Here is a 25,837-nt window from a genome sequence, read left to right as displayed (position 1 = left end):
GATGCGGGCCAGCGCGTGTCTCACCTCAAGGATAGTGGCCGGGACGGACCCGTGCAATCCTGGTCCGATGCATTGGCCGGGACGAGCGTCCGTGCTGAACGAATTCTGACCTCGCCTGTTCCGTTCCTTCAGCGATTCCGCGGGTTTGCGGTGACAGCCGGAGGGGCGACATTCCGCCCTGCGGGGCGTCAGCTCCGACATCGTCGGCGCTCCACCGCCATTGCAGGACGCGGATGGATCGCGAGATCGTCGTTGCCAGCGCCTCTGCGCAACGCGGTGCGACGTGCGCTCCGCGGGGCGGCTGTGACGCGGCGTTCGGGCCGAGAATCCCGGCACGCATTCAGCCGGTCAGTCCTGCGCCGCCGGCGAGGCCTCCTGCGGCCTGGTCAGCAGCGCTCCTTCGCGGCGCAGGTGTCCTGCGTCGAGAAGACTTCTGAGACTGCCCTGCACGGTCTCCCGCAGCTGGGCGCTGGTCGACCCGAAGCCGAACAAGCGGGCCACCGCCTGGATCAACTGGTCCTCCTCGGCACCGAAGTTCTGCTCGACAATCTGCATGATGGCCGCCTTGATCTCATCCGGCGGCAGCATCTCGGGCTTGCGCAGGGACTGCGATTGCACGTCCTCGCGCGTGCGGACGACGATCGCCTGTCCGGGCACGGCGTAGAACGGACCTCCGGCGATCTGTCCCCTCGCAACTGCCGATCCCAGCGCCGCTCTCACGGCATCGCGGATGCGATTGCCGGCGCGGGCAAGGCCCCAGGCCGATCTGATCCGGACGATGATTTCCGATTCATGCACCGGCCCCTCGATGGCGACGATCTCGACGACATGCCGCGTCATGTCGGCAAGCGGCGTCTCGTGCGGCTCGATCTCCCGACGGACGCGCAGCTTCGCCTCTTCATAGGGGGCCACCGTCGGTGCCTGTGCGAGGATCTCCTGAGGGCGCTGCTCGGTCTGCTCCGGCGCCGGCACATCGGAGGTTGCCGGAGGCTCGGGTTGAGCTCGCGCAGTCCCTTGGTCGATGTCCCGCCAATGCGCCTTCGCAGCGTCGATCGCGCGGAGGACCTTCTCGGTTTCCTCCTTGGGACGGAGAAACCAGTCGGTCGACCAGATGCGATGCAGCACCCAGCCATGCGCTTCCAGCACATTCTGCCGAAGGCGGTCGCGGTCTCGCGCCGAACGAGACGCATGGTACTGGGCGCCGTCGCATTCGATTCCGAGCAGGAAGCGGCCCGGCTTGTCGGGATCGACGACGGCGAGGTCGACGAAGAATCCGGCGGTGCCGATCTGGGTCTTCACGTCGTGGCCGAGCGCCCGCAGCCTTGCGGCGACCTGCTCCTCGAACACCGAGTCGGGATCGCGCCCGGTCTCCTGCGCGATGCCGAGCTGCCCCGTCTGCGCGAAGGTCAGGAACGTCTTCAGGGCCGCGATGCCGCGGCCCTTGGCGCGCGACAGGTCGATGTCGTCGCCGGTGATCGACGAGAACACCTCGCATCGGAGCTTGGCGCGCGAGATCAGCACGTTCAGCCGGCGCTCGCCTCCGTCGGAGTTGAGGGGGCCGAAGCTCATCGAGACGAAACCTTCCTTGGTTCGCCCATAGCCGATGGAGATGAAGATGACGTCGCGTTCGTCGCCCTGGATGTTCTCGAGGTTCTTCACGAAGAACGGCTCGCTGGCCCCGCGGACGAAGAAGCTCTCCGTTGCCGGGTTTTCCTTGCGCAGGATTTCGAGCTGATCCTGGATCGCCTGGCGCTGCGCCACCGAGAAGGTCGCGACGCCAAGGCTTCGGTCCGGCGTCTCGCGCGCATGGCGCATGACGGCCTCGGCGACGAGCCGCGCTTCCCTAGGGTTGGTCCGGCTGCTGCCGCGTTCGTAGTGCGCATCGGGGTTGTAGTTGAACTTCAATCCCATTCCCGCGACGGCGTCGTACGGGCTCGGCACGATGAACAGCCGGTTGTCGTAGAACTGCTTGTTGGAAACGGCGATCAGCGACTGGTGTTTGCTGCGATAGTGCCAGTTCAGCATCCGATGCGACAGGCCCTTGGCAAGGCAGAGGTCGAGAATGCTCTCGGCGTCCTTGACCTGGAAGGTCGGCTGATCCTCGTCGTCATTGTCCTCGTCGTCGTTACCTGTCAGCTTCGCGAAGAAGCGCGTCGGCGGCAGCTGCCGCTCGTCACCGACGACCACGATCTGCCGGCAGCGCGCGACCGCGCCGAGCGCGTCGACCGGCTCGATCTGCGAGGCCTCGTCGACCACCAGAAGATCGAAGGCGATCGCGCCAGGCTTGAGGAACTGGGCCACCGACAGCGGGCTCATCAGGAAGATCGGCTTGATCTGCTGAATGACCGGACCTGCCCGTTCCAGGAGCTGGCGGATGGGCAGATGATTGCGCTTCTTGGCAAGCTCGCCGTTCAGCACACCGAGCGGCCCGATGCCGCCGGCGTTGCGCGGCAGGGCCGCGGCATGCTCGTGGGCGATCTGATCGCGGGCCAGTTGCATCCGTGCGACGTCGAGCTTGCGGAAGCCGTCGACCAGCCGATCGTGCGATTCGCCGTCGAAACGTTTCAGTTCTGGATGATCGGCGAAGATCACGCTGCGCATGGCATCGTAATAGGACCGGTCGAAGGCGGCTTCGAGCGCTTCGCCCGGCAAGGAGCCGTCGAGCGTGCGGTCGACCAGCGCGGCGAGGCCTTGCGCGCGCGCAAGGCGGACCCGGCCCATGAACGCGATCCAGCGGGTGAGGCGCTCGGTCGCGCTCTGCCACTCCGACAAAGTCTGCGACAGGTCGGCCAACCGGATCTGGTCGCCGGCCTCGAGCGGGATGCGGGCAGGCTCCAGCTGGAGAGAGTCGATCAGCCTGCCGAGGCCGGACCTCAGACTTGCGAGGTCGTGGTTGAGCTGTTCGATCGATTGCCGATCATCGGCCGACAAGGCCAGCTGCGTCAGCCGCTGGCGCGTTTCGTCGTTTGCGAACGGCTTGGGGAATGCACTCCACCAGGTCGCCAATCTGGACAACGCATCCCAGTCCGACCGTTCCTTCTGCCACGCCGTTCCGAATGCGGTGCTGCCGGCAGCTTCGACCTCCGCGAAGGACCGGCGTGCGGCTTGCGCCGCGATGAGGCCGTCGAGCAGCAGGAGCCGCTGCTCCAGCGTTTTCGGCATCGGCACCTTCAGGTACGAGGCCAGCAGCGCCACCTGCTCGCGATAGCGCGGGCTGAGCAGGCGCAGCCAGGAGCGGCCCTTCTCGGCGATGACCTTGCGGCACTCGGCGATCGGCGCATCCCAGGCGGCCTCGACGAAGGCGCTCTCGAAGGCCGTCCTCAATTTCGCGTAACGCAGCCCCTTGTCGATGATGTCCGTGATGAGTCCGGTCTGGCTCCAGACGCCGTCGCGGAAGGACGTCCGATCGCACTCCGGCATCGCGGCCGCGGCCTCGGCGAAGGCGAGTATCCCCGCGGCATCGGCCAAGGTGGCGGGCGGCGGGAGATCGAGCAGCGTGCCGAGGCGGGCCGCGCCAGTGGATACGCTGCCGACAACGTTCGAAATGTCGTCGAGCGATTTTCGCAGCTCGGTCATCTCGGCTGGATCGAGCGCGTCGCGGCCGACACCGCGCCAGGGATGCAGGTGCGGCGCGCCGTCGGCCGCAATTCGTTCGGCGAGTTCGGCGATCAGCTCACGCCGCCGCTCCAGATCCAGAGGAGACCAGGAGGGGGCGCCCTGCAACGGATAGGGATGCTGCGCGGAGTTGTCCCCAGAGCGCACGAGATGACCCAGCAGCCTGAACGGTGTCAGCTCGCTCGGCTGATGCGGCTGGTGCATCATCTCCGCATGCCGGTTGAGGCCGTCCCGGCTGTCGGTCAGGCGCTGCACCAGCGTGGCTTCGCCGCGCGGGACCGGGACCTCAGCCGATTTGCAGCGTTTCAGCTCTTCGAGCAGAACGCGCTTGTTGGCCTTGTTGGAGTGCAGCTCCAGCGCGAGCGCGCCGAGACCGACATGCTTCAACCGCCGGTGCACGACCTCGAGCGCCGCCATCTTCTCGGCGACGAACAGCACCGTTTTCCCCTCGGCGGCAGCCGACGCGATGATGTTGGTGATGGTCTGCGATTTGCCGGTTCCAGGCGGTCCCTTGACGACGAGGTCGCGTCCGCGGACCACTTCCTCGATTACCACGGCCTGCGATGAATCCGCATCGACGACATGGTTCATCGCCACTGGTTGGATGACGGAATCGATCTTTCTGTCGTCGGCCACGATCGGCTCCGCGCCCTCGAAGCCGTCCTGAAGCAGCGCTGCGATGAGGGGGTGACGATCAAGGCCACCATCTGCCGGCCAATTCTCGGGATCCAGATCGCGATACATCAGGAACTTGGAGAACGAGAAGAAGCCGAGAACGATCGCGTCCGCCCTGACCTCCCACCGCTGCTTGGTGGCGACCGTCTCCGCGACGCCGGCAAGATAGGTCGCGATGTCGACGTCGTCCTCGTCGCCAAAATCCTCGATCTTGAGTCCGAATTCGGCGTCGAGCTTGGCCTGGAGCGAGAGGTTCGGCGACGGCGGCTCAGCGCGCGAGACCAGGTGAAACCGATCGGCGGCGCTGCTGCGTTCCAGGCGGACGGGCAGCAGGACGAGCGGTGCGAAGCGCTCGACATCGGATTTGTCGTCCTCGAACCATCTCAGCAGCCCGAAGGCGAGATAGAGGATATTGACGCCCTGTTCTTCCTCGAGCGTTCGTGCGTCGTACCACATATCCAGCAGGCGCTTCTGCAGCGCCTCCGATGACAGCCGGGTCCTGAGCCGGGTGTCCGGCTGCCGCGTCTGCGACTCCGAATCATCACCTTCCTGGTCCACCTTGGTGGTCGGCGTGTCGGATCGAGGTGCCGGCACGCTCAAGGGCAGGGTGCCTTCCGCCTCCGCAGTCTCTGCCTTCGTCGGAAGGAACGTGAAGCGCTTGCCTTCGCCGAGAAGCTCGAAGAGCGCAGCAGAGCGCGCGCCGACGATGTCGATGGTGCGGATGGTCTTGGTCTTGAGCGGGATGTGCACGAGCCGGTTGCGCGTGCCCAGATCGAGCAGCGCGCGCCGGTCCGCCAGCAATCGGTCTCGTACGGATGTGGTTGCCACGTGCAATCCTCCTGCGATTCGAGGATTGCAACCCGGAATGATCGCGGTCAAGCATCCGGCACGGTGGAGAAGCGGTCAATGAGCGATGGTTCATCTTCCCCATGAAGAGGTCTCATCTCCCAATCGAGGGAGATGAGACTCGTATGTTCCCAGGCCGCCTGTTCCTAGGCCGCTGCCTTATGCCGCGCCAGTTCCGTCTTGTAGAGCTCGAACTCCTCGGCGATGGCACGGGCGATCGACGGCCGCGCGCGCAGGCGCTCGTAGTACGCCTTCACGGCCGGCCATCTCGCGAGCTGGACCGGCGGCGTTGCCATGGTCCAGTTGATCACGGTGACGAGATACGCGTCGGCGACCGTGAAATGATCGAGCAGATAGTCGCGATCCCGCAGATGGTTCTCGAGATGATCGAGCCGCGACAGGTTCTTTTTCAGGACATGAGCCTTCATTTCCTCGGGCGCGGTCTTGTCGAGGATCGGAATGAACAGGCCCTTGTGCAGCTCGGTGCCGATGAAGCAGAGCCATTGATGCAGCCGGCTGCGGTCCATGCCGGGGCCGGTGCCGAGCTTCGCCTCGGGGAAGCGATCGGCGACATATTGCAGGATCGCGGCGTTCTCGGTCAGCAGGTCGCCGTCATCGGTGCGGAGCGTCGGGACGAGCCCGAGCGGGTTGACGGCGCGGAAATCGGAGCCGTCGTTGAGGACGATCTTGGTCTTGGGATCGACCTCGAGATAGTTCGCCTTCGCGCCGGCTTCGTAGAGCGCGATGCGGGTGGCGAGCGAGCAGGCGAGCGGCGAGAAATACAGGTCCATGGACGTCTCCCTCGGGCTCCGGACCGGAGCATTGGTTGATTTTTATACTGTCTCGCATAATATGGGCTCGGTCAAGGAATTTAGTGCGAAATGGTACAAAAAAAGAAAGGGCCGCCGCAAGGCGACCGTCCGATAGAAAAGGCGGGTGCCCCCGACCAGCCGAAGCGGCGCGGGAGGCCGCGGGCGTATGAGCCGGATGTCGCGCTCGGCAAGGCGCTCGACCTGTTCCGGTCGACCGGCTTCGCCGCGACCTCGCTCGACGATCTCAGCGCCGCCACCGGCATGAACCGGCCGAGCCTCTATGGCGCGTTCGGCGACAAGCGCGAGCTCTACATCAAGAGCTATCAGCGCTATCGCGACAATGCCCGCGCCCTCATGGGCGACGTCTTCAGTAACGATTGGCCGGTGCGACGGCAGCTCGAGCAGATCTTCGCCACGGCGCTCGACATCTATCTGTCGGGCGAGGAGGGACCGCGCGGCTGCTTCACGGTGATGACGGCGGGCTCGGAGGCTGTCGCCGACCCCGACATCCGCGCCATGGTGCAGAACGCGCTGACCGAGCTCGACAAGGCGTTTGCGCATTGCTTCCGCCGCGCCAAGGAAAAAGGCGAGCTGCCGGCCGACGCCGATCCCGTCGTGTTGGCGCGTCTGGCGTCGGCGACGATCCACTCGATCGCTGTCCGGGCGCGCGCGCGGGCGCCGCGTCAGGAGCTGGAGGCGATCGTCGCCGGCGCGATCGATGTGATGGTCGGCAACAAATAGCGGTTCAATATCCCCTGACGCGATCGACCAGATTGCGCAGCGCCCCGCCGGCCTCGAAGGTCGCGATCTGCTCGGCGACGTAGCGCGAGATCGCGTCGGCGTCGGTGTCGGCCGCATTGTGCGGCGTCAGCACCACCTTCGGGTGGCTCCAGAACGGGCTGTCGACCGGCAGCGGCTCCTGGCCGAACACGTCGAGCGAGACCGAACCAAGTGTGCCGTCGTCGAGGCAGGCGAGGATGTCGGCCTCGTTCTGCAGGCCGCCGCGCCCGGCATTGATCATGACGGGGGCGCCGAGCGGCGAGCTGCGCCGAAGCCTCGCGAACATCTTGCGATCCAGAATGCCGCGCGTGTCCGGCGTCAGCGGCAGCAGCGACACCAAAATGTCGGTCCGCGCCAGGAACGCATCCAGCTGCGCCGCACCGTGGAAGCACTCGATGCCGTCCGCCTGCTTTTCGCTGCGGCTCCAGCCGGCGACCTGGAAGCCGAGCCGCTTGAGCACTTCGGCCGCATCGATGCCGAGCGTACCCAGTCCGAGAATACCGACTCCGATCGCGGCCGCCGGCCATTGATACTTGGGCGCCCAGCGCCTCACGCGCTGCGACTCGCGCAGATACAGCTCCTGCCGATGATGCATCAGCACGTGCAGCACGACATATTCGGTCATCCGCGCCGTAAGATCATCGACCGCGACCCGGACCAGCGGCACGCTCGGCAGCGTCTTGTCGGCCATCAGTGCGTCGACGCCCGCGCCGAGATTGAAGATCACGCGCAGGTTCGGAAAGCCGGCGAGCTCGCCGGGGACCGGCTTCCACACCGCGGCGTAGTGCACCTCCGCCGGATCGAGGCTCGCATCCGGCAGCAGCACCACCGGGCGGTCGCCGCAGACGTCGTCGAAACGCGCCTTCCAGCGCTGCGGCGACCAGTTATCGGTGCCGCCATGGATCAGGAGCGCCAGCGCGCCTTTGGTCATCGGGGGGTCCTCGAGCTTATGTGACGTGTTCCACATACCAGATCGCGCGCGCAGGCCAATCTCCAGCCATCAACACGGAGACATCGTCATGCGCAAATTGCTTCTCGCCGCCGCTTTCGTCATCGCATCCGCCTCGGTCCAGGCTCAGACCATCGATGTCGGGTCGATCCTGTCGGCCAACGGCATTTCCATTGGCAAGGGCGGCGGTCAGCCGCAGGCCGCCAGTCAACAGGGCGCCGCGGACGGCATGGCGCAAGGTGCGGGCGGCCAAGGTGCCGCAGGGCAAGGTCAGGGGCAGGGCCAAGGCCAGTCGCAGCGCCAGACGGGCCGAGCCAGGCAGCCGCGCGAGAGCGCGCAGGAGACGCGGGCGCGCAACATCGCGGCCAAGTACGGCATCTCTTGGTAGGCGGCTTGTTCCTGCAGGCGGAACCCGCGAAAATACTTCGTGGGTCTGTCGGCCGGAGGCATACTCCGCCGTCTTGAAGACGAATGGAGATGACTTCCGATGCTGTATGCACTGCTCTGCTATCATGACGAGGATGTCGTCTGCGCCTGGAGCAAGGACCAGGATGCCGCGGTCATGGCCAAGCTTGCGGTCATCCAGGAGAAGCTCGCCAAGCAGGGGCGGCTCGGGCCGGTGGCGCGGCTGCTGCCGACCACGGCCGCGACGACGCTCCGGAAGGAGGATCCGCCGCTCGTCATCGACGGCCCCTATGCCGAGACCAAGGAGCAACTGCTCGGCTTCTATCTCGTCGACTGTGCCAATCTCGACGAGGCGCTCGAGGTCGCGCGCGAGCTCGGTGAGGCCAATCCCGGCGGCTCCTACGAGATCCGTCCCGTCGGCACGTTCAGGCCGGGTGGAGCGCTGGCATGACCGATACGGCCTGGATCGATGCAGCCCTGACATCAGCACGTCCCCAGGCCGTCGGCGCGCTGCTGCGCTATTTCCGCGACCTCGACACGGCGGAGGAGGCATTCCAGAACGCCTGCCTGCGCGCGCTGAAGAGCTGGCCGCAGAATGGTCCGCCGCGCGATCCCGCGGCGTGGCTGATCATGGTCGGACGCAACGCTGCCATCGACGATGTCCGCCGCGCCCGCCGCGAGCAGCCGCTGCCGGAGGACGAGGCGATCTCCGATCTCGACGACGCCGAGAGCGCGCTGGCCGACCGGCTCGACGGCTCGCATTATCGTGACGACATCCTCCGCCTGCTGTTCATCTGCTGCCACAGGGAGTTGCCCGCGACGCAGCAGATCGCGCTGGCGCTGCGCGTGGTGTCCGGGCTGACGGTGAAGCAGATCGCCCGCGCCTTCCTGGTCAGCGACGCAGCGATGGAGCAGCGCATCACCCGCGCCAAGGCGCGTGTCGCGCAGGCCAACGTGCCGTTCGAGACGCCGGGCGCGGTGGAGCGGTCGGAGCGCCTGACTGCGGTCGCCGCCATGATCTACCTGATCTTCAACGAGGGCTATTCGGCCAGCGGCGAGACCGCCGCGCTGCGCCAGCCGCTGTCGGAGGAGGCCATCCGGCTGGCGCGGCTGCTGCTGCGCCTGTTTCCGAGCGAACCGGAGATCATGGGGCTGACGGCGCTGCTGCTGCTGCAGCACGCGCGCAGCGCTGCCCGCTTCGATGCAGAGGGGATGCCGATCCTTCTCGACGACCAGGATCGCTCGCTGTGGAACCAGCCGATGATCGCGGAAGGCATAGCCCTGATCGACAAGGCGATGCGCCATCGCCGCAGCGGCCCGTATTTGATCCAGGCCGCGATCGCGGCGCTGCATTCGCGTGCCGCGCGCCCCGAGGACACCGATTGGACGCAGATCGATCTGCTCTATGGCGCCCTGGAAGTGGTGCAGCCCTCGCCGGTGGTGACGCTCAATCGCGCCGTTGCGGTGTCCAAGGTCCGCGGCGCCGAGGCGGCGCTCGACCTGATCGCGCCGCTCGAAGGGCGGCTTGCCAACTATTTCTATTTCTTCGGCGTGCGGGGCGCGCTGCTGATGCAGCTCGGACGCGCCGACGAAGCACGGACCGCCTTCGACCGCGCCATCGCGCTGGCGCACAGCTCGGCGGAGGCCGCGCATATCCGCATGCAGCTCGACCGGTTGATGCGCGACGGCTCGGGCTCGGGTCGGCCAGTGAAATCTTGCCGAGATTCGATCTAAAATTCTGCACCGGGCTGTCGGGGGCTCGCTCCTTCATTCGTCCTTGGAGCAGCATCACGGGGAGGAGCTGCAGATGACGACGATCACCTTGGAAGAGCCGGTCTCGCGCGCCGAATTGTGGAGCGGCCGCATCCTGAGCGGGCTGGTGACGCTGTTCCTCCTGTTCGACGGCGCGATCAAGCTCGTTCCTCTGCCCGTCGTCACGGAAACGCTGGACCAGATGGGCTATGGTGCCAGCGACGCCATGGCGCGTGCGCTCGGGCTCATCACGCTTCTCTGCACCGTGCTCTATATTCTGCCGCCGACATCGTTCGTCGGCGCGATCCTGCTGACAGGCTATCTCGGCGGCGCCATCGCCTCCCATGTCCGGATCGGCAGTCCGCTGTTCAGCCATGTCCTGTTCGGCCTCTATCTCGGGCTGATGCTGTGGGGCGGCTTGTGGCTGCGCGACCGCCGGCTGCGCGCGCTGCTGCCGCTCTCGCGCTGACGAATGATCTTTCAACCAAGGAGGATGACGATGATCTGTCCCTATCTGACGTTCAACGGCGACTGCGAACAGGCGTTGAAACACTACGGCGAGGTGCTCGGCGCCAAGGTCGACATGATGATGCGCTATGGCGAGGCGCCGCCGGAGATGCCGTGTGCGCCGGAGCACAAGGACAGGATCATGCATGTCCGCTTCTCGATCGGCGGAGGCGTCCTGATGGCCTCGGATTCGCCGCCCGAATATTATCAAGGCAAGCCGCACGGAATCTCGGTTTCGCTCCAGATCGCAGACCCGGCCGAGGCCGAGCGCAAGTTCAACGCGCTGCTTGCAGGTGGTGCCGTCACCATGCCGTTCGGCAAGACCTTCTGGTCGAAGGGCTTCGGCATGGGCGTCGATCGCTTCGGCATTCCGTGGATGATCAATTCCCCGGCGGAAGGCTACGCGGCGTGACGCCGCTAGCGGCACGAGGGGTACATCGCCTTGAGCTCGCGCCCGCGCAACAACAGAAGCCGCGACGTCAGGCCGCCGCGGCGCTCGATCCAGCCGCGCACCGGCGTGGGATAGGTCTGCAGCACCAGCTTGGAGGCTTCGGGTTCCGCATAAACGCGGCCGCGCCGGTCGACCGAGCGTGCGGCGTGGAAGCCGAGGGAGGCTCGCCGCGTCACGCAGATGCGGTCCTCGGGCACGACGCTGAGCACCAGCGTGCAGGCCGACAGGCAGGGACCGTCGATGATGACACGCTCCCCGGAGGCGCGCACCTTCTCGAACAGATCGAGGAACGGTCCCACCTCGCCGCCGGGCGAGGAGATGATGCGGACGTCGGCGCGCGCCAGCATCGTCGCGATCCCCCACAAGAGGACGGCGAGCAGCAAGGTCAGGATGATGCGCGTCCGGCTCGGCATCGTTTCATGTGTTCCTGCGTTGGCCGCGCAAGGTCGGCAATCCGATTCCCGCGGCATCGAAGCCGCCATCGACGGCCAGGATCTGTCCGGTGATATAGCTGGAGCGTTCGGAGCTGAGAAACAAGATGGCCTCGGCGAGCTCGTCCTCGAGGCCGTAACGGTTGAGTGGAATGGCGTCGTGATAGTCGGCGCGGATCTCCGGCGTGTGCACGTCCTTGGCCATCGCGGTCTCCACCGGGCCCGGCGCCACCGCGTTGACGCGGATGCCGGCGGAAGCGAGCTCGACCGCGAGCTGCTTGGTCAGATGCGCCAGCGCCGCCTTGCTGGTGCCGTAGGCGGAGCGCAGCGTCGAGGCGCGGACGGCTGAAATCGAGGTGATGTTGACGATGGTGCCGCCGTGCTCGCGCATCAGCGGCACCGCGGCGCGCGTGCACAGAAACGGCCCGGTCAGGTTGACGTCGAGGATGCGTTGCCAGTCGGCTTCGCTGGTTTCCATGATCGGGGCGAAACGCGCCACGCCGGCATTGTTGACCAGTGCATCGAGACGACCGAAACGGCCGGCAATGCGCGCCAACGCATCGGCGACCATCGCCGCGTCCGCGACGTCGCAATGCAGCGCGAGCGTTCGATCGGGGGATTTGAGTGCCGATGTGGCGTCGTCGAGCAGCGTCTTCTCGATGTCGAGAAGCGCCACGCGCCAGCCTTCGTGCAGAAATCTCTTTGCCGTCGCCAGCCCGATGCCGCGTGCCGCCCCGGTGATCAGGGCGACCTTGTCAGTCAGCGTCGTCGTCGATGTTTCCGTCACGGGGGTCGACTCCTCGGGCCGGCAGCCCGGCTCTCCTCGTCGTTGAGTCCTAACATGCGCTGCGCGGATCGGCTGTGAAGGCCGTCACATCTGTCAGTGTACGTTCAATCCAGCTCCGAGCGATGCGTATAGCCAGCGAAGTTCGTGGGCGTTGTCAAACAGCCAGGGGTGGTAACGACGACGTCAATTCGCGCGGTGTCGAAGCACCCGAGTCGTGCTCGCCCTGGCCTCCCTCTCGGGTCGGAGGGCGCAGGGAAGACCGGGAGCTTGCCCGCCCCATGGCCCCCGCGGGAAAAATGCACGGGGCAGGAACCACAGATTCGGCTGAGACATCCCGGCCTTCCCTGCGCGATGCCCGGGGACCGGCTGTCTTGCCCCCGTTTCCGCCACAATACGCTCCCGCATCGGACACGGCATCAGCATCGGGATGCCAGGGACCACATGATTTCGCCGTACGCGCCGCGTTGTTCGTCTGCGTGTCCTCATATGAGCATGATCTTGTCGGAAAGCTGTGGCGCAATAGCCGTCAACGGCCTCCGGTTCCGAATCATGCTCCACGCTGCAACATCGACGCGTCCACCGAATCCTGCTCCCCACGTTCGTGACGACCGCGAAACGTCCCTCTCGATCGGGAACAGGACGTGGCTAAAGGAGCATGAATTCTGGAAAGGCGAAAGAGGGATTTTTTTACGGGAAGCACTGGACAAGGGTGATCGACTTGAAAGTCTTCAGGAAAAGAGCAGCCTCTCCAGGCGCATTTCCCCGTGGAATTGGACAGTCCCGCCGTCGGCTGATTTGCCCGTCGTCGGGTGGCTCTCGGACGTGTCCGGGACGAATCTGAACCGGTAGCGTAGAGTTTAAGAGTCTCGGTAGAATCGACATGGGCGATCTATTCATCAGCCGGCGAATCACCCTCGTCAGAACCACGGAGCTGCACGCTTTGTCGCACGGGTCGAATGGTCTGAGGCGCGGGTGCGGCGCGTTGCTGTTGTCGTGCATTGTCCTCGGGCTCGCGGCGTCCGGCGCGGCCGGAGCGGATGGCAGCGTTGCTGCGAAACCGGCAGAGACCGAGCAGGCTGCGCACGATGTCGCGCCGCCGCAGCAGCCGCAGACGGTGGAGCCCGAGACGGTGGGGCGGCCGTCGGACGTGCAGACGCCGGCTCTGAAAGTGGTCGTTCCACCGACCGAGCCTGCGAAGCCGATCGCGGTCGAGCGCAAGGGCGACCCGCGGAGCGACGCCAAGACCACGAAGAATCTGTCGGTGCCTCAGCGCGCGCTGCCGGCCGACGTCGCGCAGATGATCGGCCGCAAGATCTGGCTCAACGAGGCCGGGGGACGGCGCGACGCGATCACGTCGTGGAATGCGGGTGAAGAATTCGCCTCGCTGGGAATCGGGCATTTCATCTGGTACCCGTCCACCGCGAAGCCGCCTTATGAAGAGGGTTTTCCGGGGCTGATCGCATTTCTGCGCAAGGGCAAGACGCCGTTGCCTGCATGGCTCGACAAGACGCCGATTCCGGCATGCCCGTGGACCAGCCGGGCCGACTTCAAGCGGAATTTCAACTCGCCGCAAATGCGGCAATTGCGGCAGTTCCTGCTCGACACGATTGCGGAGCAGACGCAGTTCCTGGTGGCGCGTGCGCAAGGCGCGATGGACAAGATCCTCGCCAACACGCCCGACAGCGCCGAACGCGAGCACATCGTCGCGCAATATTCGCGGGTCGTGCGCGCCTCCAACGATCTCTACCCGCTGATCGACTACATCAACTTCAAGGGCGAGGGCACCAATCCGTCCGAGACGGCCGTGGACAAGGAGACGGGCCAGCGCCAGGGCTGGGGTCTCAAGCAGGTGCTGCTCAAGATGAACGGCACCACCACCGAGTCCAAGGCCGTGCTCGCCGAATATTCCGACGCGGTGCAGGTCGTGCTGCAACAGCGGGTTCGCAATCTGCCCTCGAACCGCGTGTGGGAGGCGGGCTGGCTGCGTCGCGCCGAGACCTATCGCCGTCCGATCGCGCAGCTCGAGCAGGCCCCCGAACGCGCCCCGCGCAAATCATCGCGCTACAGGGCCGACAACACGCGGTTCTGATGCGGGAAGCGACGCGCACGATCCGTGCGCGTCGCGAGGCATGCGATCATCGGCCGCCTGTCTCGGCCTTCTTGGCAGCGACGACGTTCTGGTAAGCGGCTTGCAGCCGCTCGCCGACGCTCGGTCCAGCCCTCCTGCGCCGTTTCGCGCCGAGATGGGTTTCACGCAGCTCGTCCATGAATTCGGCCCACATCTTCGGGCCGCCTTCCATCAATAGCTTGGCGCGGATGCCGAGCTCCTCCGAGACGGGCAGATACTTGTAACCCCAGCCCGCCATCTGCGCGAGGATCGGCAACAGCTCGATGCCCTGCTCGGTCAGGGAATAGATGCCCTTCTGCTTGTGGCTCGGATCGTCCTCACGGCTGATGATGCCGGCCGCGAGCAGCGTCTTCAGCCGGTCGGCGAGAATGTTCGAGGAGATGCCCTCCTCCGAGCCGCCGAGCAGCTCGCGATAGTGCCGGCGATTTCCGAACATCATGTCGCGGATGATCAAGAGGCTCCATTTATCCCCCACCACTTCGAGCGACAGGTTGATCGGGCAGCCGGAGCGCTGAGGGTCGGACATCGAAGTCTCGTGAGCAGGGATCGCGCATAAACCGCTTGCAATATTGCACCGGTCTGGGCATTCTCCAACTGCTTGCAAAATGAAAGCAGTCAGGGAGAGGCAGTCGATGGCGAGACTGGTGATGTGGAACATGATGACGCTGGACGGCATGGTTGCGGGCCCGAACGGCGACATCTCCTGGCACGAGGATGTGTGGGGCCCGGAGCTGGAGCAGATCTCCGAGACGCAGCTGCACGAGGCGGGCGGATTGCTGTTCGGCAGGGTGACCTACGATCTGATGGCCGGCTATTGGCCGACCGAGAAGGGCGTGATCGCCGACGTCATGAACAGCATCCCCAAATACGTCGCCTCCCGCACGCTGTCTCGCCTGGCATGGTCAAACGCGCATCTGCTGGGTCCGGAGCTCGCGGCCGAGGTCGACAAGCTCAAGCAGGAGAATGCCAAGGACCTGTTCCTGTTCGGCAGCGCCGACCTCGGCTCGACGCTTGTGGCACACGACCTGATCGATGAGCTTCGAATCGCGATCAATCCGCGCGTGCTTGGCGCCGGACGGCCGCTGTTCAAGCCGGGGCAGGCCTCGAAGCTCAGCCTGATCGACAGCCGGGCGTTGTCCAACGGCGTTGTCATCGCGCGCTATGCCCCCGTTCGGGGCGTGTGAGCCCATATCTCGCGGCGCGCTCCGGGTTCCGGGGCAGCGCAGGTCTTTCCACTCACATCATCCGTGCGTCAAGGGCCTCACCTCAACCCTCTCCCGGTGAACAGCGGGCCGCGGGAGCGCACCGTTCTGCGGCCGCGCGTTCGGGACCAAACAACTTGTTCTCACTCAACTCAGCAGGAGCGTACGATGTCCCTGACCCTTTACTATCATCCGCTGTCGTCGTTCTGCTGGAAGGTGCTGATCGCGCTGTATGAGAACGACGTTTCGTTCACGCCGAAGCTGATCAATCTCGGTGACGCGGATGAGCGCGCGGCGTTCTTGAAGCTGTGGCCGATCGGTAAATTTCCCGTGCTGCGCGACGAGCAGCGCACGATTCCGGAATCGAGCATCATCATCGAGTATCTCGACCAGCACTATGCGGGCAGGACGCGCTTCATTCCCGATGATCCCGATCTCGCTTTGCGGACACGTCTGCGCGATCGCTTTCTCGACCTCTATCTGCACATGCCGACGCAGACCGTCGTGTTCGACCGGCTGCGGCCGGCCGATGCCCGCGATCCGCTCGGCGTCGCCGACGCCCGAAGCCGGCTCCGCACGTCCTACGCCATGCTCGAGGCCGAGCTGCCGCCGCGTGGCTGGGCGATGGGCGACCCTTTCACCCTGGCGGATTGCGCGGCCTTCCCGGCGCTGTTCTACGCCGACAGAGTGGAGCCGCTGGGTGATGGGCTGCCTGGGGTCACAGCCTATCTCGACCGGCTCAAGGCGCGGCCCTCCGTCGCGCGGGTGCTCGCCGAGGCCGAGCCTTATTTCCACATGTTCCCGCAAGAGCCGGGCTGAACCGGGAACCCGGCCAAAATAATTGCGGGAGCGTGTCGGCCGTGCCGGGGCCGGATCGTCCTACTGATGAGGGCAGGGCAGTCCTGCCGGACAGCATCAGGGGAGAGCAGCCATGCGGTTCATGGTGATCGTGAAGGCGACCAGGGACACGGAAGCCGGAATCCTGCCGACCACCGAGGAGTTCGCGGCGATGGGCCGGTTCAACGAGGGCTTGGTGAAGGCCGGCATGATGGAGGCCGGCGAGGGCCTGCATCCGACCGCGAAGGGGGCGCGCATCGACTTCTCGAACGGGACGCCGAGCGTCGCGCGCGGTCCGTTCGATCTCTCCCGCGATCTCGCGGCGGGCTTCTGGATGCTCAAGGCCGGCTCGCTCGAGGAGGTGATCGAGCACATGAAGCGGGCGCCGTTCCCGAGCGGCGAGATCGAGATCCGCCAGGTCTATGCCGCGGAGGATTTCGGCGAGACGTTCACGCCCGAATTGCGTGAGCGGGTCGAACGGCTGCGTGCGCAGGCCGCCAAGAGCTGAACCGACCCTGATCAAGAGAGGAGGATAAACGCGATGCGATTCATGATGCTGATGATCCCGCTCGGCTATGAGAGTGCGCCGCCGGACGTGCAGCTCGATCCCGAGCGTGTCAAGGCGATGATGCGCTACAACGAGGCCCTGAAGGACGCCGGCGTGCTGATCACGTTGGAGGGCCTGCATCCGCTGTCGATGGGGGCGCGGGTCTCGTTCGCGGGCGGCAAGCCTGTGGTGACCGACGGCCCGTTCGCGGAGGCCAAGGAGGTGCTCGGCGGCTATTGGATGATCGAGGTCGCCTCGCGCGACGAGGCGATCGCCTGGGCCAGGCAGTGCCCGGCCTCGGACAACGAGATCATCGAGATTCGCCAGGTCCAGGAGATGGCCGACTTTTCCGAGGAGGTGCAGCAGGCGGCGGCGGGCTTCGCCGAGCTGCCGCATGCCGGCCGTGTCTGATCGATCCGTTTCACAGCAGGAGAGGGAAGTGCAATGAGTGACAACAGCAACACCTATCTCGCCGTCTTTCTCGGCAGCAAGACCAGTCCGGTCTGGAAAGCCTGGGAGGCGCTGTCCGAGACGGAGCGCAATGCCAGGGGACAGCAGGGCATGGCGGCCTGGCATGCCTGGGTGGACCAACACAAGGACGCGATCGTCGCGATGGGCGGGCCGCTCGGCAAGACCAAGCGGGTCGACAAGGGCGGCGTCAACGACATCGCCAACGAGATGGGCGCGTTTACCGTGGTCCGCGCCGCGTCGCACGAGGATGCCGCGAAGATGTTCGTCAACCATCCGCATTTTGCGATCTTCCCGGGCGAGCGGGTCGAGATCATGCCGGTGCTGCCGATTCCGGGCGGCTAGTTGAGCGGCCTGCAGGGCGGAGCACGTCGGCCGAGGTGAACGTCCCGCTTGCTGCGGGCGCCCGGCGTTTGTGCCGGGCGCGCTGATCCCGCGGCGACTTCGGTGCCACCCTGCCCCTTGCGGGGGCCCTCAAGGGGCGAGGGTGGCACCTGTTCGCGGGGGGCTTAACCGAACGGCGCGATAGAGCGTCCCGGAAGTCGGCGGCTGACCCCGCCCAAAAGTCGCTGGCTTCCTTCGACCCGGCTCATGTAAAAGCCATTTACATGAGCTGGCGCAAGGAAGAGCGCCGCGCCGAGCGCGGCTATCATCACGGTAACCTCAAGGAGGCGCTGCTGCAGGCGGCGCTCGACCTGATCGCGCAGAAGGGGGCTGCCGGCTTCACCTTTGCCGATGCGGCCCGCATGGCCGGCGTCAGCCCGGCCGCGCCCTATCGCCACTTCCGCGACCGCGATGAACTGCTGTCGAGCATCGCCCAGCGCGGCTTCGAGCAGTTCGAGGCGCAGCTCTCGGCGGCGTGGGACGACGGCCGGCCCGACACCGTCACGGCGTTCGAGCGCGTCGGCAAGGCGTATCTGGCATTTGCCCGTTCGGAGCCTGCGTTCTACTCGGCGATGTTCGAATCCGGCGTGCCGGCGGACTCCACCGCGGGCCTGTTGGCGGCGGGTGAGCGCGCTTTCGGCGTCATTCGGGCCGCCGCGGAGCGGCTGGCGGCGCTGGCGCCGCCCGGGATGCCGCGGCCGCCGGCCCTGATGATGGCGCTGCACATCTGGTCGATGGCGCATGGCATCGCCTCGCTGTTCGCGCGCGGCGATGCCGCCCGGCGCAAGCTGCCGATGTCGCCCGAGGAGCTGCTGGAGGCCGAGCTGCTGATCTATCTGCGCGGGCTCGGCTTCCCGACCGACCGCCGGCCTGCGCCGTCCTCCGCTGCCGAGCCGCCGCCGCTGCCGGACGATGACAAGCCGGCAGGGCCCTGGGGCCGCCCGAAATAAGGTTCAAAGAACGCCGAAAAATAATTCGAGCGACGCGTCAGGCGGTCGCCTTGACAAAATCCCGGGTTGAGCTAGCTATGTAAATGTTATTTACATTCACACGGCATGGCGCCGCGAATGGAGAGGGAGATGGCCTACACCGCAGATGTCAATCGTTGGCGCGGTTCGGAGGAGGAGCAGAGGTACCGGCCCCGCATGATGGAGTCGCCCTGGCATCCCGGCTGGATCGCCGTGACCGTGCTCGGCTTCATCATCTGGTGGCCGATCGGACTTGCCCTTCTCTTTTTCACACTCGGGAGCAGAAAGATGTCGTGCTGGAACGGCGGCGATCGCTGGTCGAACAAGATGGAACGGATGCAGTGGAAGATGGACCGCATGCGCGACAAGATGGAGCGCCGCGGCTTCGGCTTCGGTTTCTCGCAGCCGGCTTCGAGCGGCAACCGCGCCTTCGACGAGTACCGCATGGAGACCCTGCGGCGGCTCGAAGAGGAGCAGCAGGAGTTCCGTGACTTCCTGACCCGGCTGCGCCACGCCAAGGACAAGGAGGAGTTCGACGCGTTCATGGCCCAGCACAAGCCGCGTCCGACCCCGCCGAACGACCAGCCGCAGAGCTGATCGCCTCTCACCTGACGCCGCAGGGCTTTCAGCCCCCGCCCTGACGGCACAAGACGCCCGCCTGCGGTTCCCCCGCCGGCGGGCGTTTTGCGTTCTCCGATACCGCCCGCCTGCGGCGGCTGGCCGCTGTCCGCCGCCGGCCAAAACGGTCAAGCGGCTGATCACAAAGGCTCTATCTGGCTGGTCCGGCTGGACCTTTGACCTCGGCAATACTCCGCGGTAACCCCGCCTTAACCCCGGAGGGGGTTTGGTTAAGGGGCGCTTACGCGCGCCAAGAGCCCTTGTTTTGACACGTTGGCAGAGGAAGCAGGCCGCTTATGGCTTCGGCGGGCCTCTTAAAGCGATCAGTTCAGGGTTTTCTCGCGCAGGCGCTTTCCGCCGCGACGGCATCCGGCATGGAACGGCGGCTGCATGGTCCCGGGCATCCCGGGATGATTGGTTGAGAGGATACTGCAGATGTCTGTCGATAGCGGCGGCCTGTCCCTGATCGATCTGTTCGGCAATGCCGGCTGGGTGGTTCGGATCATCATGCTCGGCCTGATCTCCTGCTCGATCTGGGTCTGGGCGATTGCGATCGACAAGATGTTCCTGTTCTCGCGGACCCGCCGCTCGATGGACCGGTTCGAGCAGGCCTTCTGGTCCGGGGAATCCATCGAGGAATTGTACCGGGTGCTATCGGCGAAGCCGACGCAGTCCATGGCGGCGTGCTTCGTGGCGGCGATGCGCGAGTGGAAGCGCTCGTTCGAGGGCCACGCGCGCTCCTTCGCCGGCCTGCAGATGCGCATCGAGAAGGTGATGAACGTGTCGATCGCGCGCGAGGTCGAGCGGCTGGAACGCCGTCTCCTGGTGCTCGCCACGGTCGGTTCCGCCGGCCCGTTCGTCGGTCTGTTCGGCACGGTCTGGGGCATCATGACCAGCTTCCAGGCGATCGCGGCCTCCAAGAACACCTCGCTGGCGGTGGTCGCGCCGGGCATCGCGGAGGCGCTGTTCGCCACAGCCATCGGCCTGATCGCGGCCATCCCGGCGACGATTTTCTACAACAAGTTCTCTTCGGAGGTGAACCGGCAGGCGCAGCGGTTGGAAGGCTTCGCAGATGAATTTTCGGCCATCTTGTCCCGTCAGATCGACGAGCGGGGATGAGGGCAGGTATAGTGGCATCCGGATCGTGAGTACCACAGCATGGGCATGAGCATGGGCAGCGCGTCCGGCGGCGGTGGTCGCCGCGGTCGGCGCAAGGCGGCCGTGATGGCGGAGATCAACGTCACGCCGATGGTCGACGTCATGCTGGTGCTGCTGATCATCTTCATGGTCGCGGCGCCGCTGCTCACCGTCAACATCCAGGTCGACCTGCCCCAGGCGCAAGGCGGCTCGGCCTCGACGGCCGACGCCAAGCCACCGCTCGAGGTCACCGTGAAGAAGACCGGCGGCGGCTGCGCGTCGAAGGTGGACGTGTATCTCGGTGACTCGCCGATCGCGATCAACGAACTTGGGCCGAAGATCAAGGCGATGAAGGAGGTGGGCGCCGGCGGCGGCGACAACGTCGTCAAGATCCGCGGCGATCGCGACGCCTGCTACTCCGACATGATGAAGGTGCTGGGCCTGGCGCGCGATGCCGGCTATCGCGCCAGCATCGTCGTGCTGCCGGATCAGGGCTCATGACGTCGAAGGACCTCATCCGGTTCGTGCGCACGCGCAAGGGGACAGTGCTGTCCGTCGCCCTGCACGTGCTCGTGCTGTGCTGGGGCCTGTTCAGCTTCTCCGCGCGCTCGATGGTGGCGCCGCCGGAGGACCTTGTGCCGGTCGACGTGATCTCGGAGGACAACAGCTCGAAGGCCAAGGCCGGCGCGCTGACGGGCAAGAAGGAATCCCAGAAGCTGCTGGCCGACAAGATCGGCGAGAAGAAGCCGACCGAGGACATCGTCGGCAAGGTCGATACCAAGCAGGTCACCGAGACCGACGCCGCGCCTGAGCCGCAGCCCAAGCCGGAGAAGCCGGTCGAGAAGAAGCCCGATCCGCCGAAGCCGGTCGAGAAGCAGCCGGATACGCCGAAGCCGGTGGCCGAGAAGAAGCCGGAGCCGCCGAAGCCCGCGCCGGCCGAGAAGCCGAAGCCGGAGGAGAAGAAGCCGGACCCGTTCAATCCGGACCAGATCGCCAGCGTGCTCAACAAGGACAAGGCGAAGCAGCCGCCGAAGCCGCAGGCCGCCGCCGCGCCGCCGGAGCCGCCCAAGCACAAGAGCGAGCGCAAGTTCGACGCCGAGAAGATGGCGAGCTTGATCAATCAGAAAGATCCGACGCGGCAGGCGGTCACGGGATCCGAGATCAATGCGAATGCGGCGCTGGGCTCGGTGCGAGGAACGGCAGAGGCCAATGTCGCGAGCTGGCAGGCCGCGTTCCAGGAGGCGGTCACCCGCTGCTTCAATGCGCCCTATAGCGGCGTGGATGAAGACAAGATCTCCGTTGATCTCGATATCCAGCTACGGCCGGATGGATCGCTCTTTGCTGCTCCCGCCGTCGTCGGCATGACCGGACCGTCCCGTACCGTCAGCCTGGCCATGGCGGAAAATGCCAAGCGTGCGGTCGAGAACTGTGCGCCCTACGCGTTTCTGCCGAAGAACCGGTACAATGAGTGGAAGTTGATACCCGCGACATTCAACCTCAAAATGATGAATTCGATGCGAGGCCGAACTTGACGACACCTCCGACGCGCAAGATAGGATCCACCACGCGGCGCCAGGTTCTGCTGGGCGGAGGAGCCGCCATGGCAGCCTTGGGCGCGGGGCCCGCGTTCGCGCAACGTGTGATTATCGGCCCTGGCGAGTTCAAGCCGATCCCGATCGCGATTCCGCCATTCGTGCCCGGCGGTGCCGGTGACGCCGATGTCGGCAACGGTATCGCACAGGTGATTACCAACAATTTCAAGCGCAGCGGGTTGTTCGCGCCGGTGGACCCGGCCGCCTTTCCCGAGCGCATCAGCAATTTCGAGGCCCCGCCGCAATTCGCGAGCTGGAAGCCGCTCGATCTGCGCGGGCTCGTCACCGGCCGCGCGACGCGGCAGCCGGACGGGCGGCTGAAGGCCGAGTTTCGGCTGTGGGACCCGAACTCGGGCCAGCAGCTCACCGGCCAGCAATATGTGACGGCGCCGGAATACTGGCGGCGCATCGCACATATCATCTCGGACCAGATCTACACCCAGATGACCGGCGAGAAGGGCTATTTCGACAGCCGCGTCGTGTTCGTCGACGAGAGCGGCCCGTCCGAGCGGCGCGTCAAGCGGCTCGCGCTGATGGATCAGGACGGGGCCAACGTCCGCTACCTCACCCGCGGCGCCGACCTCGTGCTGACGCCGCGGTTCTCGCCGTCGAGCCAGGAAATCACCTACATGGAGTTCGGGCAGGGTGACCCGAGGGTCTATCTGTTCAACATCGAGACCGGCCAGCGCGAGATCGTCGGCAACTTCCCCGGCATGTCGTTCTCGCCGCGGTTCTCGCCGGACGGCCAGCGCATCATCCTCAGCCTCCAGCAGGGCGGCAACTCCAACCTGTTCGTGATGGATCTGCGCTCGCGCACGACGACGCGGCTCACCGACACGCCGGCGATCGACACCTCGCCGTGCTACTCGCCGGACGGCAGCCAGATCTGCTTTGAAAGCGATCGCGGCGGCAAACCGCAGATCTACGTAATGTCCTCCAGTGGCGGCGCAGCGCAGCGCATCTCGTTCGGCGAGGGCAGCTACTCGACGCCGGTGTGGTCGCCGCGTGGCGACTTCATCGCCTTTACCAAGCAGGGCGGCGGCCAATTCGCGATCGGCATCATGAAGACGGACGGCTCGGGCGAGCGCATCCTCACCGCCGGCTTCCACAACGAAGGGCCGACCTTCTCGCCCAACGGCCGCGTGCTGATGTTCTTCCGTGACCCCGGCGGCACCGCTGGTCCTTCGCTATATTCGATCGACGTCTCCGGCCGCTTCGAGCAGAAGGTGCCGACGCCGGGCTTCGCCTCGGATCCGGCTTGGTCGCCGCTGCTGTCGTGATGGAGCGAGCCTCTGGGCCCGCTCACGTCGTGGTGGACGCGATTTTTCCAGTCGCGCGATGCGTGTTCTATGGAAAGGCAGAACTATTAGTTGTAGTAGCCGGGTAGTGTTTGCCTAGTTCTCTGAATTTTCGAGCGAATTCGTGCACTTCGCGAACGCGGAAACGCTCCGCTAACGATGTTCCCTCAGAAAGACTTCACCTGCGAGCGGTAATGTTTGTGCACCGAACAGGACGCGTGCGCACGAATGCAGCTTGCCACTCAGAACGGAGAAGACGATCGAAAGTTGTCGCCTGCGATCCAGGCGGCTCTCGTCGACTCCCTCTTCCAGGATCCCGGCCCGATGTTCGCCGGCGCACTCTGCGCCGCCGTCGCCGCCGTCATGACCGCGATCAAGAGCGGCGACGTCAATCTGTGGCCGTGTGCCGCGATGCTGATCATCGCAGGGGCGTTCCGTTCGCTCGACATGCGCTACTATCGAAGCCTGTGCGACAACGGCCGCCTCACGCAGGAGGCGGTCGAGCGCTGGGAGGTTCGCTACCAGATCGGCGCCATGATCTATGCGCTGGTGCTCGGCGTCTGGTGCGTGGTCGCCCTGGTCGACAACAGCGACCCGGTGGTGCACCTGATCGCGATCACGGTGACGCTCTGCTACATGTCGGCGGGCGCGGGCCGGACCTACGGGCGGCCCTGGATCTTCCACGTCCAGATCCTGCTCGCCTGCGGACCGCTCGCAGTGGCCCTCGCGATCCACGGCAGCCCTTATTACCTGGGCATGGCGGCGTTCTGCGTCCTGTTCTTCGTGTCGCTGAAACACATCTCGACCAACCTGCAGCGGATCTTCGTCCAGGCCTTCGTGGCGCGCGAAAGCGAGGCCGCACTGGCCAAGCAGTTCGATACGGCTCTGAACAACATGCCGCACGGCCTGTGCATGTTCCGCTCCGACGGGCGTCTGGCCGTGATGAACCATCGCTTCGGCCAGATGATGAGCCTGCCGGATGACATCCTGCAGCGTGGCGGCAAGGCGGCCGACATCATCAACGCCTGCGTGATTGCAGGCTCGATCTCCGCTTCGAGCGGCCGGCTGATCCTGGCCGAGATCGAGCACACCAAGACCCATAATGTCATTACCAGCGATCCCGACGTCGCGCGCGACCGGTCGCTGTCCTGGACCTTCCAGCCGATGGCCGACGGCGGCGCCGTGGTCCTGCTCGAGGACATCACCGAGCGCCGGCATGCCGAGGCGCGCATCTCGCATCTGGCGCGCTACGACGAGCTCACGACCTTGCCGAACCGCGTCAGCTTCCGCGACGAGATCGAACGGCTGCTCAGGATTCCGCAGCGGCACGGCGAATTGTCCGCGCTGCTGTTCGTCGATCTCGACCGCTTCAAGCAGGTCAACGACACGCTCGGCCACCCCTGCGGCGATCAACTGCTCTGCGCGGTCTCCGAGCGGCTGCGCGACATGCTGCGTCCTGAAGACTTCGTCGCGCGCTTCGGCGGCGACGAGTTCGTGGTGTTCCAGCGCAACATCCGCTCCAACGACGACGCGGCGATGCTGGCGCGCCGGATCGTCGACCAGCTCAGCGAGCGCTACAAGATCGACAATCACCTGGTCGAGATCGGCGCCAGTGTCGGCATCGCCATGACCGCGCCGGGGATCAGCGCCGACACCCTGCTGAAGAATGCCGACATGGCGCTGTATCGCGCCAAGGCGGAGGGACGCGGCACCTTCTGCTTCTTCCGCGATGAACTCGCCCAGACGGTGGAAGCACGCCGCATCCTCGAGCTCGACCTGCGCAAGGCGCTGGCGAACGAGGAGTTCGAGCTGTTCTACCAGCCGCTGGTCAACCTGAAGTCCGGCAAGATCTCGACCTGCGAGGCGCTGCTGCGCTGGAACCACCCGGTGCGCGGCACGGTCTCGCCGGTCGACATCATTCCCGTCGCCGAGGACATGGGCCTGATCGTTGATCTCGGCCGCTGGATCCTGCGCAAGGCCTGCCTGGAATGCATGAAATGGCCGGATGCGGTCAGCGTCGCCGTCAACTTCTCGCCGCAGCAGTTCCATCAGCGCGATGTGCTCAGTGAGGTCCGCTACGCGCTCGAAGTGTCCGGGCTGCCGCCGCATCGGCTCGAGATCGAGATCACCGAATCCTCGCTGTTGCGCAACACTCAGCTCACCCACGATGTGCTGTCGCAGCTGCACATGCTCGGGGTCCGTATTTCGCTCGATGATTTCGGCACCGGCTATTCGAGCCTCAGCTATCTGCACAACTTCCCGTTGGAGAAGGTCAAGATCGATCGCTCATTCCTCGAAGGAATCGACAGCGATCGGCCGCTGACCCTGTTGCGCGGTGTCGCAAGATTGTCCGCCGATCTCGGCATGTCGGTGGTGGTGGAGGGCATCGAGACCAACGAGCAGCTCGAACTGGTCAGCGCCGACGGTACGGTCACCGAGGCGCAGGGCTATCTGTTCAGCCGGCCCGTCCCCGCCATCCGCATCCGGCAGCTCCTGAATGCATCGCATGGGCGCCGTTCGAGCGACGGGGCGATCGCGGCCGCCGGCGGGACACGTTCGATCGCTTGATCGCCCGACCTCCGCCTTGATGCGGTGGTGCCGGGAAAGACCGACCAGTGCTGAAGGCGGCTCTGTGCGCAGCATCCCGC

General features: G+C 65.6%; 25 protein-coding genes. 19 read left to right on the top strand and 6 right to left on the bottom strand.

Annotated features, from left to right (window positions below):
• Positions 1-348: 348 nt before the first annotated feature.
• Both ACQR1E_RS27120 and ACQR1E_RS27115 read right to left on the bottom strand, forming a co-directional pair.
• Positions 349-5,118, bottom strand: a complete 4,770-nt coding sequence (locus ACQR1E_RS27120; RefSeq protein WP_434897802.1) for a DUF3320 domain-containing protein — start codon at positions 5,116-5,118, stop codon at positions 349-351.
• 164 nt (positions 5,119-5,282) lie between these two features.
• Positions 5,283-5,927 (bottom strand): glutathione binding-like protein, encoded by a 645-nt coding sequence (locus tag ACQR1E_RS27115; RefSeq protein WP_316186032.1) that lies wholly within the window; start codon positions 5,925-5,927, stop codon positions 5,283-5,285.
• 90 nt (positions 5,928-6,017) lie between these two features.
• Here ACQR1E_RS27115 and ACQR1E_RS27110 point away from each other — a divergent pair, with 90 nt between their 5' ends.
• On the top strand, positions 6,018-6,689 hold the full coding sequence (locus tag ACQR1E_RS27110; protein WP_315717603.1) for a TetR/AcrR family transcriptional regulator: 672 nt from the start codon (positions 6,018-6,020) through the stop codon (positions 6,687-6,689).
• A gap of 4 nt (positions 6,690-6,693) precedes the next feature.
• Here ACQR1E_RS27110 and ACQR1E_RS27105 read toward each other — a convergent pair whose 3' ends face one another.
• Positions 6,694-7,659, bottom strand: a complete 966-nt coding sequence (locus ACQR1E_RS27105; RefSeq protein ID WP_434897801.1) for a 2-hydroxyacid dehydrogenase — start codon at positions 7,657-7,659, stop codon at positions 6,694-6,696.
• 88 nt (positions 7,660-7,747) lie between these two features.
• On the opposite strand from ACQR1E_RS27105, the gene ACQR1E_RS27100 reads away from it, so the two are divergent.
• From ACQR1E_RS27100 to ACQR1E_RS27080, 5 genes are all read left to right on the top strand, one after another.
• On the top strand, positions 7,748-8,065 hold the full coding sequence (locus ACQR1E_RS27100; RefSeq protein WP_315717601.1) for a hypothetical protein: 318 nt from the start codon (positions 7,748-7,750) through the stop codon (positions 8,063-8,065).
• Positions 8,066-8,164: 99 nt separating this feature from the next.
• Positions 8,165-8,533, top strand: coding sequence for a YciI family protein (locus tag ACQR1E_RS27095; RefSeq protein ID WP_315717600.1), 369 nt, complete (start codon positions 8,165-8,167; stop codon positions 8,531-8,533).
• Complete coding sequence (locus ACQR1E_RS27090) at positions 8,530-9,816, top strand: RNA polymerase sigma factor (protein WP_434897800.1); 1,287 nt, start codon at positions 8,530-8,532, stop codon at positions 9,814-9,816. The genes ACQR1E_RS27095 and ACQR1E_RS27090 overlap by 4 nt, the downstream gene beginning before the upstream one ends.
• Positions 9,817-9,889: 73 nt before the next feature.
• Positions 9,890-10,303, top strand: coding sequence for a DoxX family protein (locus ACQR1E_RS27085; RefSeq protein WP_434897799.1), 414 nt, complete (start codon positions 9,890-9,892; stop codon positions 10,301-10,303).
• Positions 10,304-10,333: 30 nt separating this feature from the next.
• Positions 10,334-10,753, top strand: a complete 420-nt coding sequence (locus tag ACQR1E_RS27080) for a VOC family protein (RefSeq protein ID WP_434897798.1) — start codon at positions 10,334-10,336, stop codon at positions 10,751-10,753.
• 5 nt (positions 10,754-10,758) lie between these two features.
• Here ACQR1E_RS27080 and ACQR1E_RS27075 read toward each other — a convergent pair whose 3' ends face one another.
• Together ACQR1E_RS27075 and ACQR1E_RS27070 are read right to left on the bottom strand one after the other, a co-directional pair.
• On the bottom strand, positions 10,759-11,205 hold the full coding sequence (locus tag ACQR1E_RS27075) for a hypothetical protein (RefSeq protein WP_315717596.1): 447 nt from the start codon (positions 11,203-11,205) through the stop codon (positions 10,759-10,761).
• A gap of 4 nt (positions 11,206-11,209) precedes the next feature.
• The gene (locus tag ACQR1E_RS27070) at positions 11,210-12,010 is read right to left on the bottom strand and encodes an SDR family NAD(P)-dependent oxidoreductase (protein ID WP_315717595.1); all 801 of its coding nucleotides are present in this window, start codon (positions 12,008-12,010) and stop codon (positions 11,210-11,212) included.
• A 988-nt stretch (positions 12,011-12,998) separates the two neighbouring features.
• Here ACQR1E_RS27070 and ACQR1E_RS27065 point away from each other — a divergent pair.
• A complete protein-coding gene (locus ACQR1E_RS27065) occupies positions 12,999-14,099 on the top strand; it encodes a hypothetical protein (protein WP_434897797.1) in 1,101 nt (366 codons plus the stop codon).
• A 46-nt stretch (positions 14,100-14,145) separates the two neighbouring features.
• Here the strand turns inward: ACQR1E_RS27065 and ACQR1E_RS27060 are convergent, their stop codons facing one another.
• Positions 14,146-14,664 (bottom strand): winged helix-turn-helix transcriptional regulator, encoded by a 519-nt coding sequence (locus tag ACQR1E_RS27060; RefSeq protein ID WP_434897796.1) that lies wholly within the window; start codon positions 14,662-14,664, stop codon positions 14,146-14,148.
• 106 nt (positions 14,665-14,770) lie between these two features.
• On the opposite strand from ACQR1E_RS27060, the gene ACQR1E_RS27055 reads away from it, so the two are divergent.
• The 12 genes from ACQR1E_RS27055 (at position 14,771) to ACQR1E_RS27000 (ending at position 25,757) form a co-directional block, all read left to right on the top strand.
• Positions 14,771-15,322 (top strand): dihydrofolate reductase family protein, encoded by a 552-nt coding sequence (locus ACQR1E_RS27055; RefSeq protein WP_316202631.1) that lies wholly within the window; start codon positions 14,771-14,773, stop codon positions 15,320-15,322.
• A gap of 186 nt (positions 15,323-15,508) precedes the next feature.
• Complete coding sequence (locus ACQR1E_RS27050; RefSeq protein WP_434897795.1) at positions 15,509-16,159, top strand: glutathione S-transferase family protein; 651 nt, start codon at positions 15,509-15,511, stop codon at positions 16,157-16,159.
• Between the two features lie 112 nt (positions 16,160-16,271).
• Positions 16,272-16,685: a YciI family protein gene (locus ACQR1E_RS27045; protein ID WP_316171489.1), complete on the top strand. Its 414-nt coding sequence runs from the start codon at positions 16,272-16,274 to the stop codon at positions 16,683-16,685.
• Positions 16,686-16,718: 33 nt separating this feature from the next.
• Positions 16,719-17,135: a YciI family protein gene (locus ACQR1E_RS27040; RefSeq protein ID WP_315717588.1), complete on the top strand. Its 417-nt coding sequence runs from the start codon at positions 16,719-16,721 to the stop codon at positions 17,133-17,135.
• A gap of 33 nt (positions 17,136-17,168) precedes the next feature.
• Positions 17,169-17,537 (top strand): hypothetical protein, encoded by a 369-nt coding sequence (locus tag ACQR1E_RS27035; RefSeq protein ID WP_315717587.1) that lies wholly within the window; start codon positions 17,169-17,171, stop codon positions 17,535-17,537.
• A gap of 263 nt (positions 17,538-17,800) precedes the next feature.
• Positions 17,801-18,526 carry a TetR/AcrR family transcriptional regulator gene (locus ACQR1E_RS27030; RefSeq protein WP_315717586.1) on the top strand — a complete coding sequence of 242 codons (726 nt, stop codon included), beginning with the start codon at positions 17,801-17,803 and terminating at the stop codon, positions 18,524-18,526.
• A gap of 129 nt (positions 18,527-18,655) precedes the next feature.
• Positions 18,656-19,141 carry a DUF2852 domain-containing protein gene (locus ACQR1E_RS27025; RefSeq protein WP_315717585.1) on the top strand — a complete coding sequence of 162 codons (486 nt, stop codon included), beginning with the start codon at positions 18,656-18,658 and terminating at the stop codon, positions 19,139-19,141.
• 456 nt (positions 19,142-19,597) lie between these two features.
• Entirely contained in the window at positions 19,598-20,281 is a 684-nt protein-coding gene (tolQ, locus tag ACQR1E_RS27020) for a protein TolQ (RefSeq protein WP_315717584.1), read from the top strand.
• A 39-nt stretch (positions 20,282-20,320) separates the two neighbouring features.
• The gene (locus ACQR1E_RS27015) at positions 20,321-20,800 is read left to right on the top strand and encodes an ExbD/TolR family protein (protein ID WP_316166871.1); all 480 of its coding nucleotides are present in this window, start codon (positions 20,321-20,323) and stop codon (positions 20,798-20,800) included.
• Positions 20,797-21,831, top strand: a complete 1,035-nt coding sequence (locus ACQR1E_RS27010; protein ID WP_315717582.1) for a protein TolA — start codon at positions 20,797-20,799, stop codon at positions 21,829-21,831. Before ACQR1E_RS27015 ends, ACQR1E_RS27010 begins: the two co-directional genes overlap by 4 nt.
• Positions 21,832-21,899: 68 nt before the next feature.
• Complete coding sequence (tolB, locus tag ACQR1E_RS27005; RefSeq protein ID WP_315717581.1) at positions 21,900-23,171, top strand: Tol-Pal system beta propeller repeat protein TolB; 1,272 nt, start codon at positions 21,900-21,902, stop codon at positions 23,169-23,171.
• A 246-nt stretch (positions 23,172-23,417) separates the two neighbouring features.
• Entirely contained in the window at positions 23,418-25,757 is a 2,340-nt protein-coding gene (locus ACQR1E_RS27000) for a putative bifunctional diguanylate cyclase/phosphodiesterase (RefSeq protein WP_315826695.1), read from the top strand.
• The last annotated feature ends 80 nt before the right edge of the window (positions 25,758-25,837 follow it).

The organism is Bradyrhizobium sp. HKCCYLRH1030 (genome assembly GCF_051168395.1).
Lineage (GTDB): Bacteria > Pseudomonadota > Alphaproteobacteria > Rhizobiales > Xanthobacteraceae > Bradyrhizobium.
This window is presented reverse-complemented; position numbering and strand designations above follow the sequence as displayed.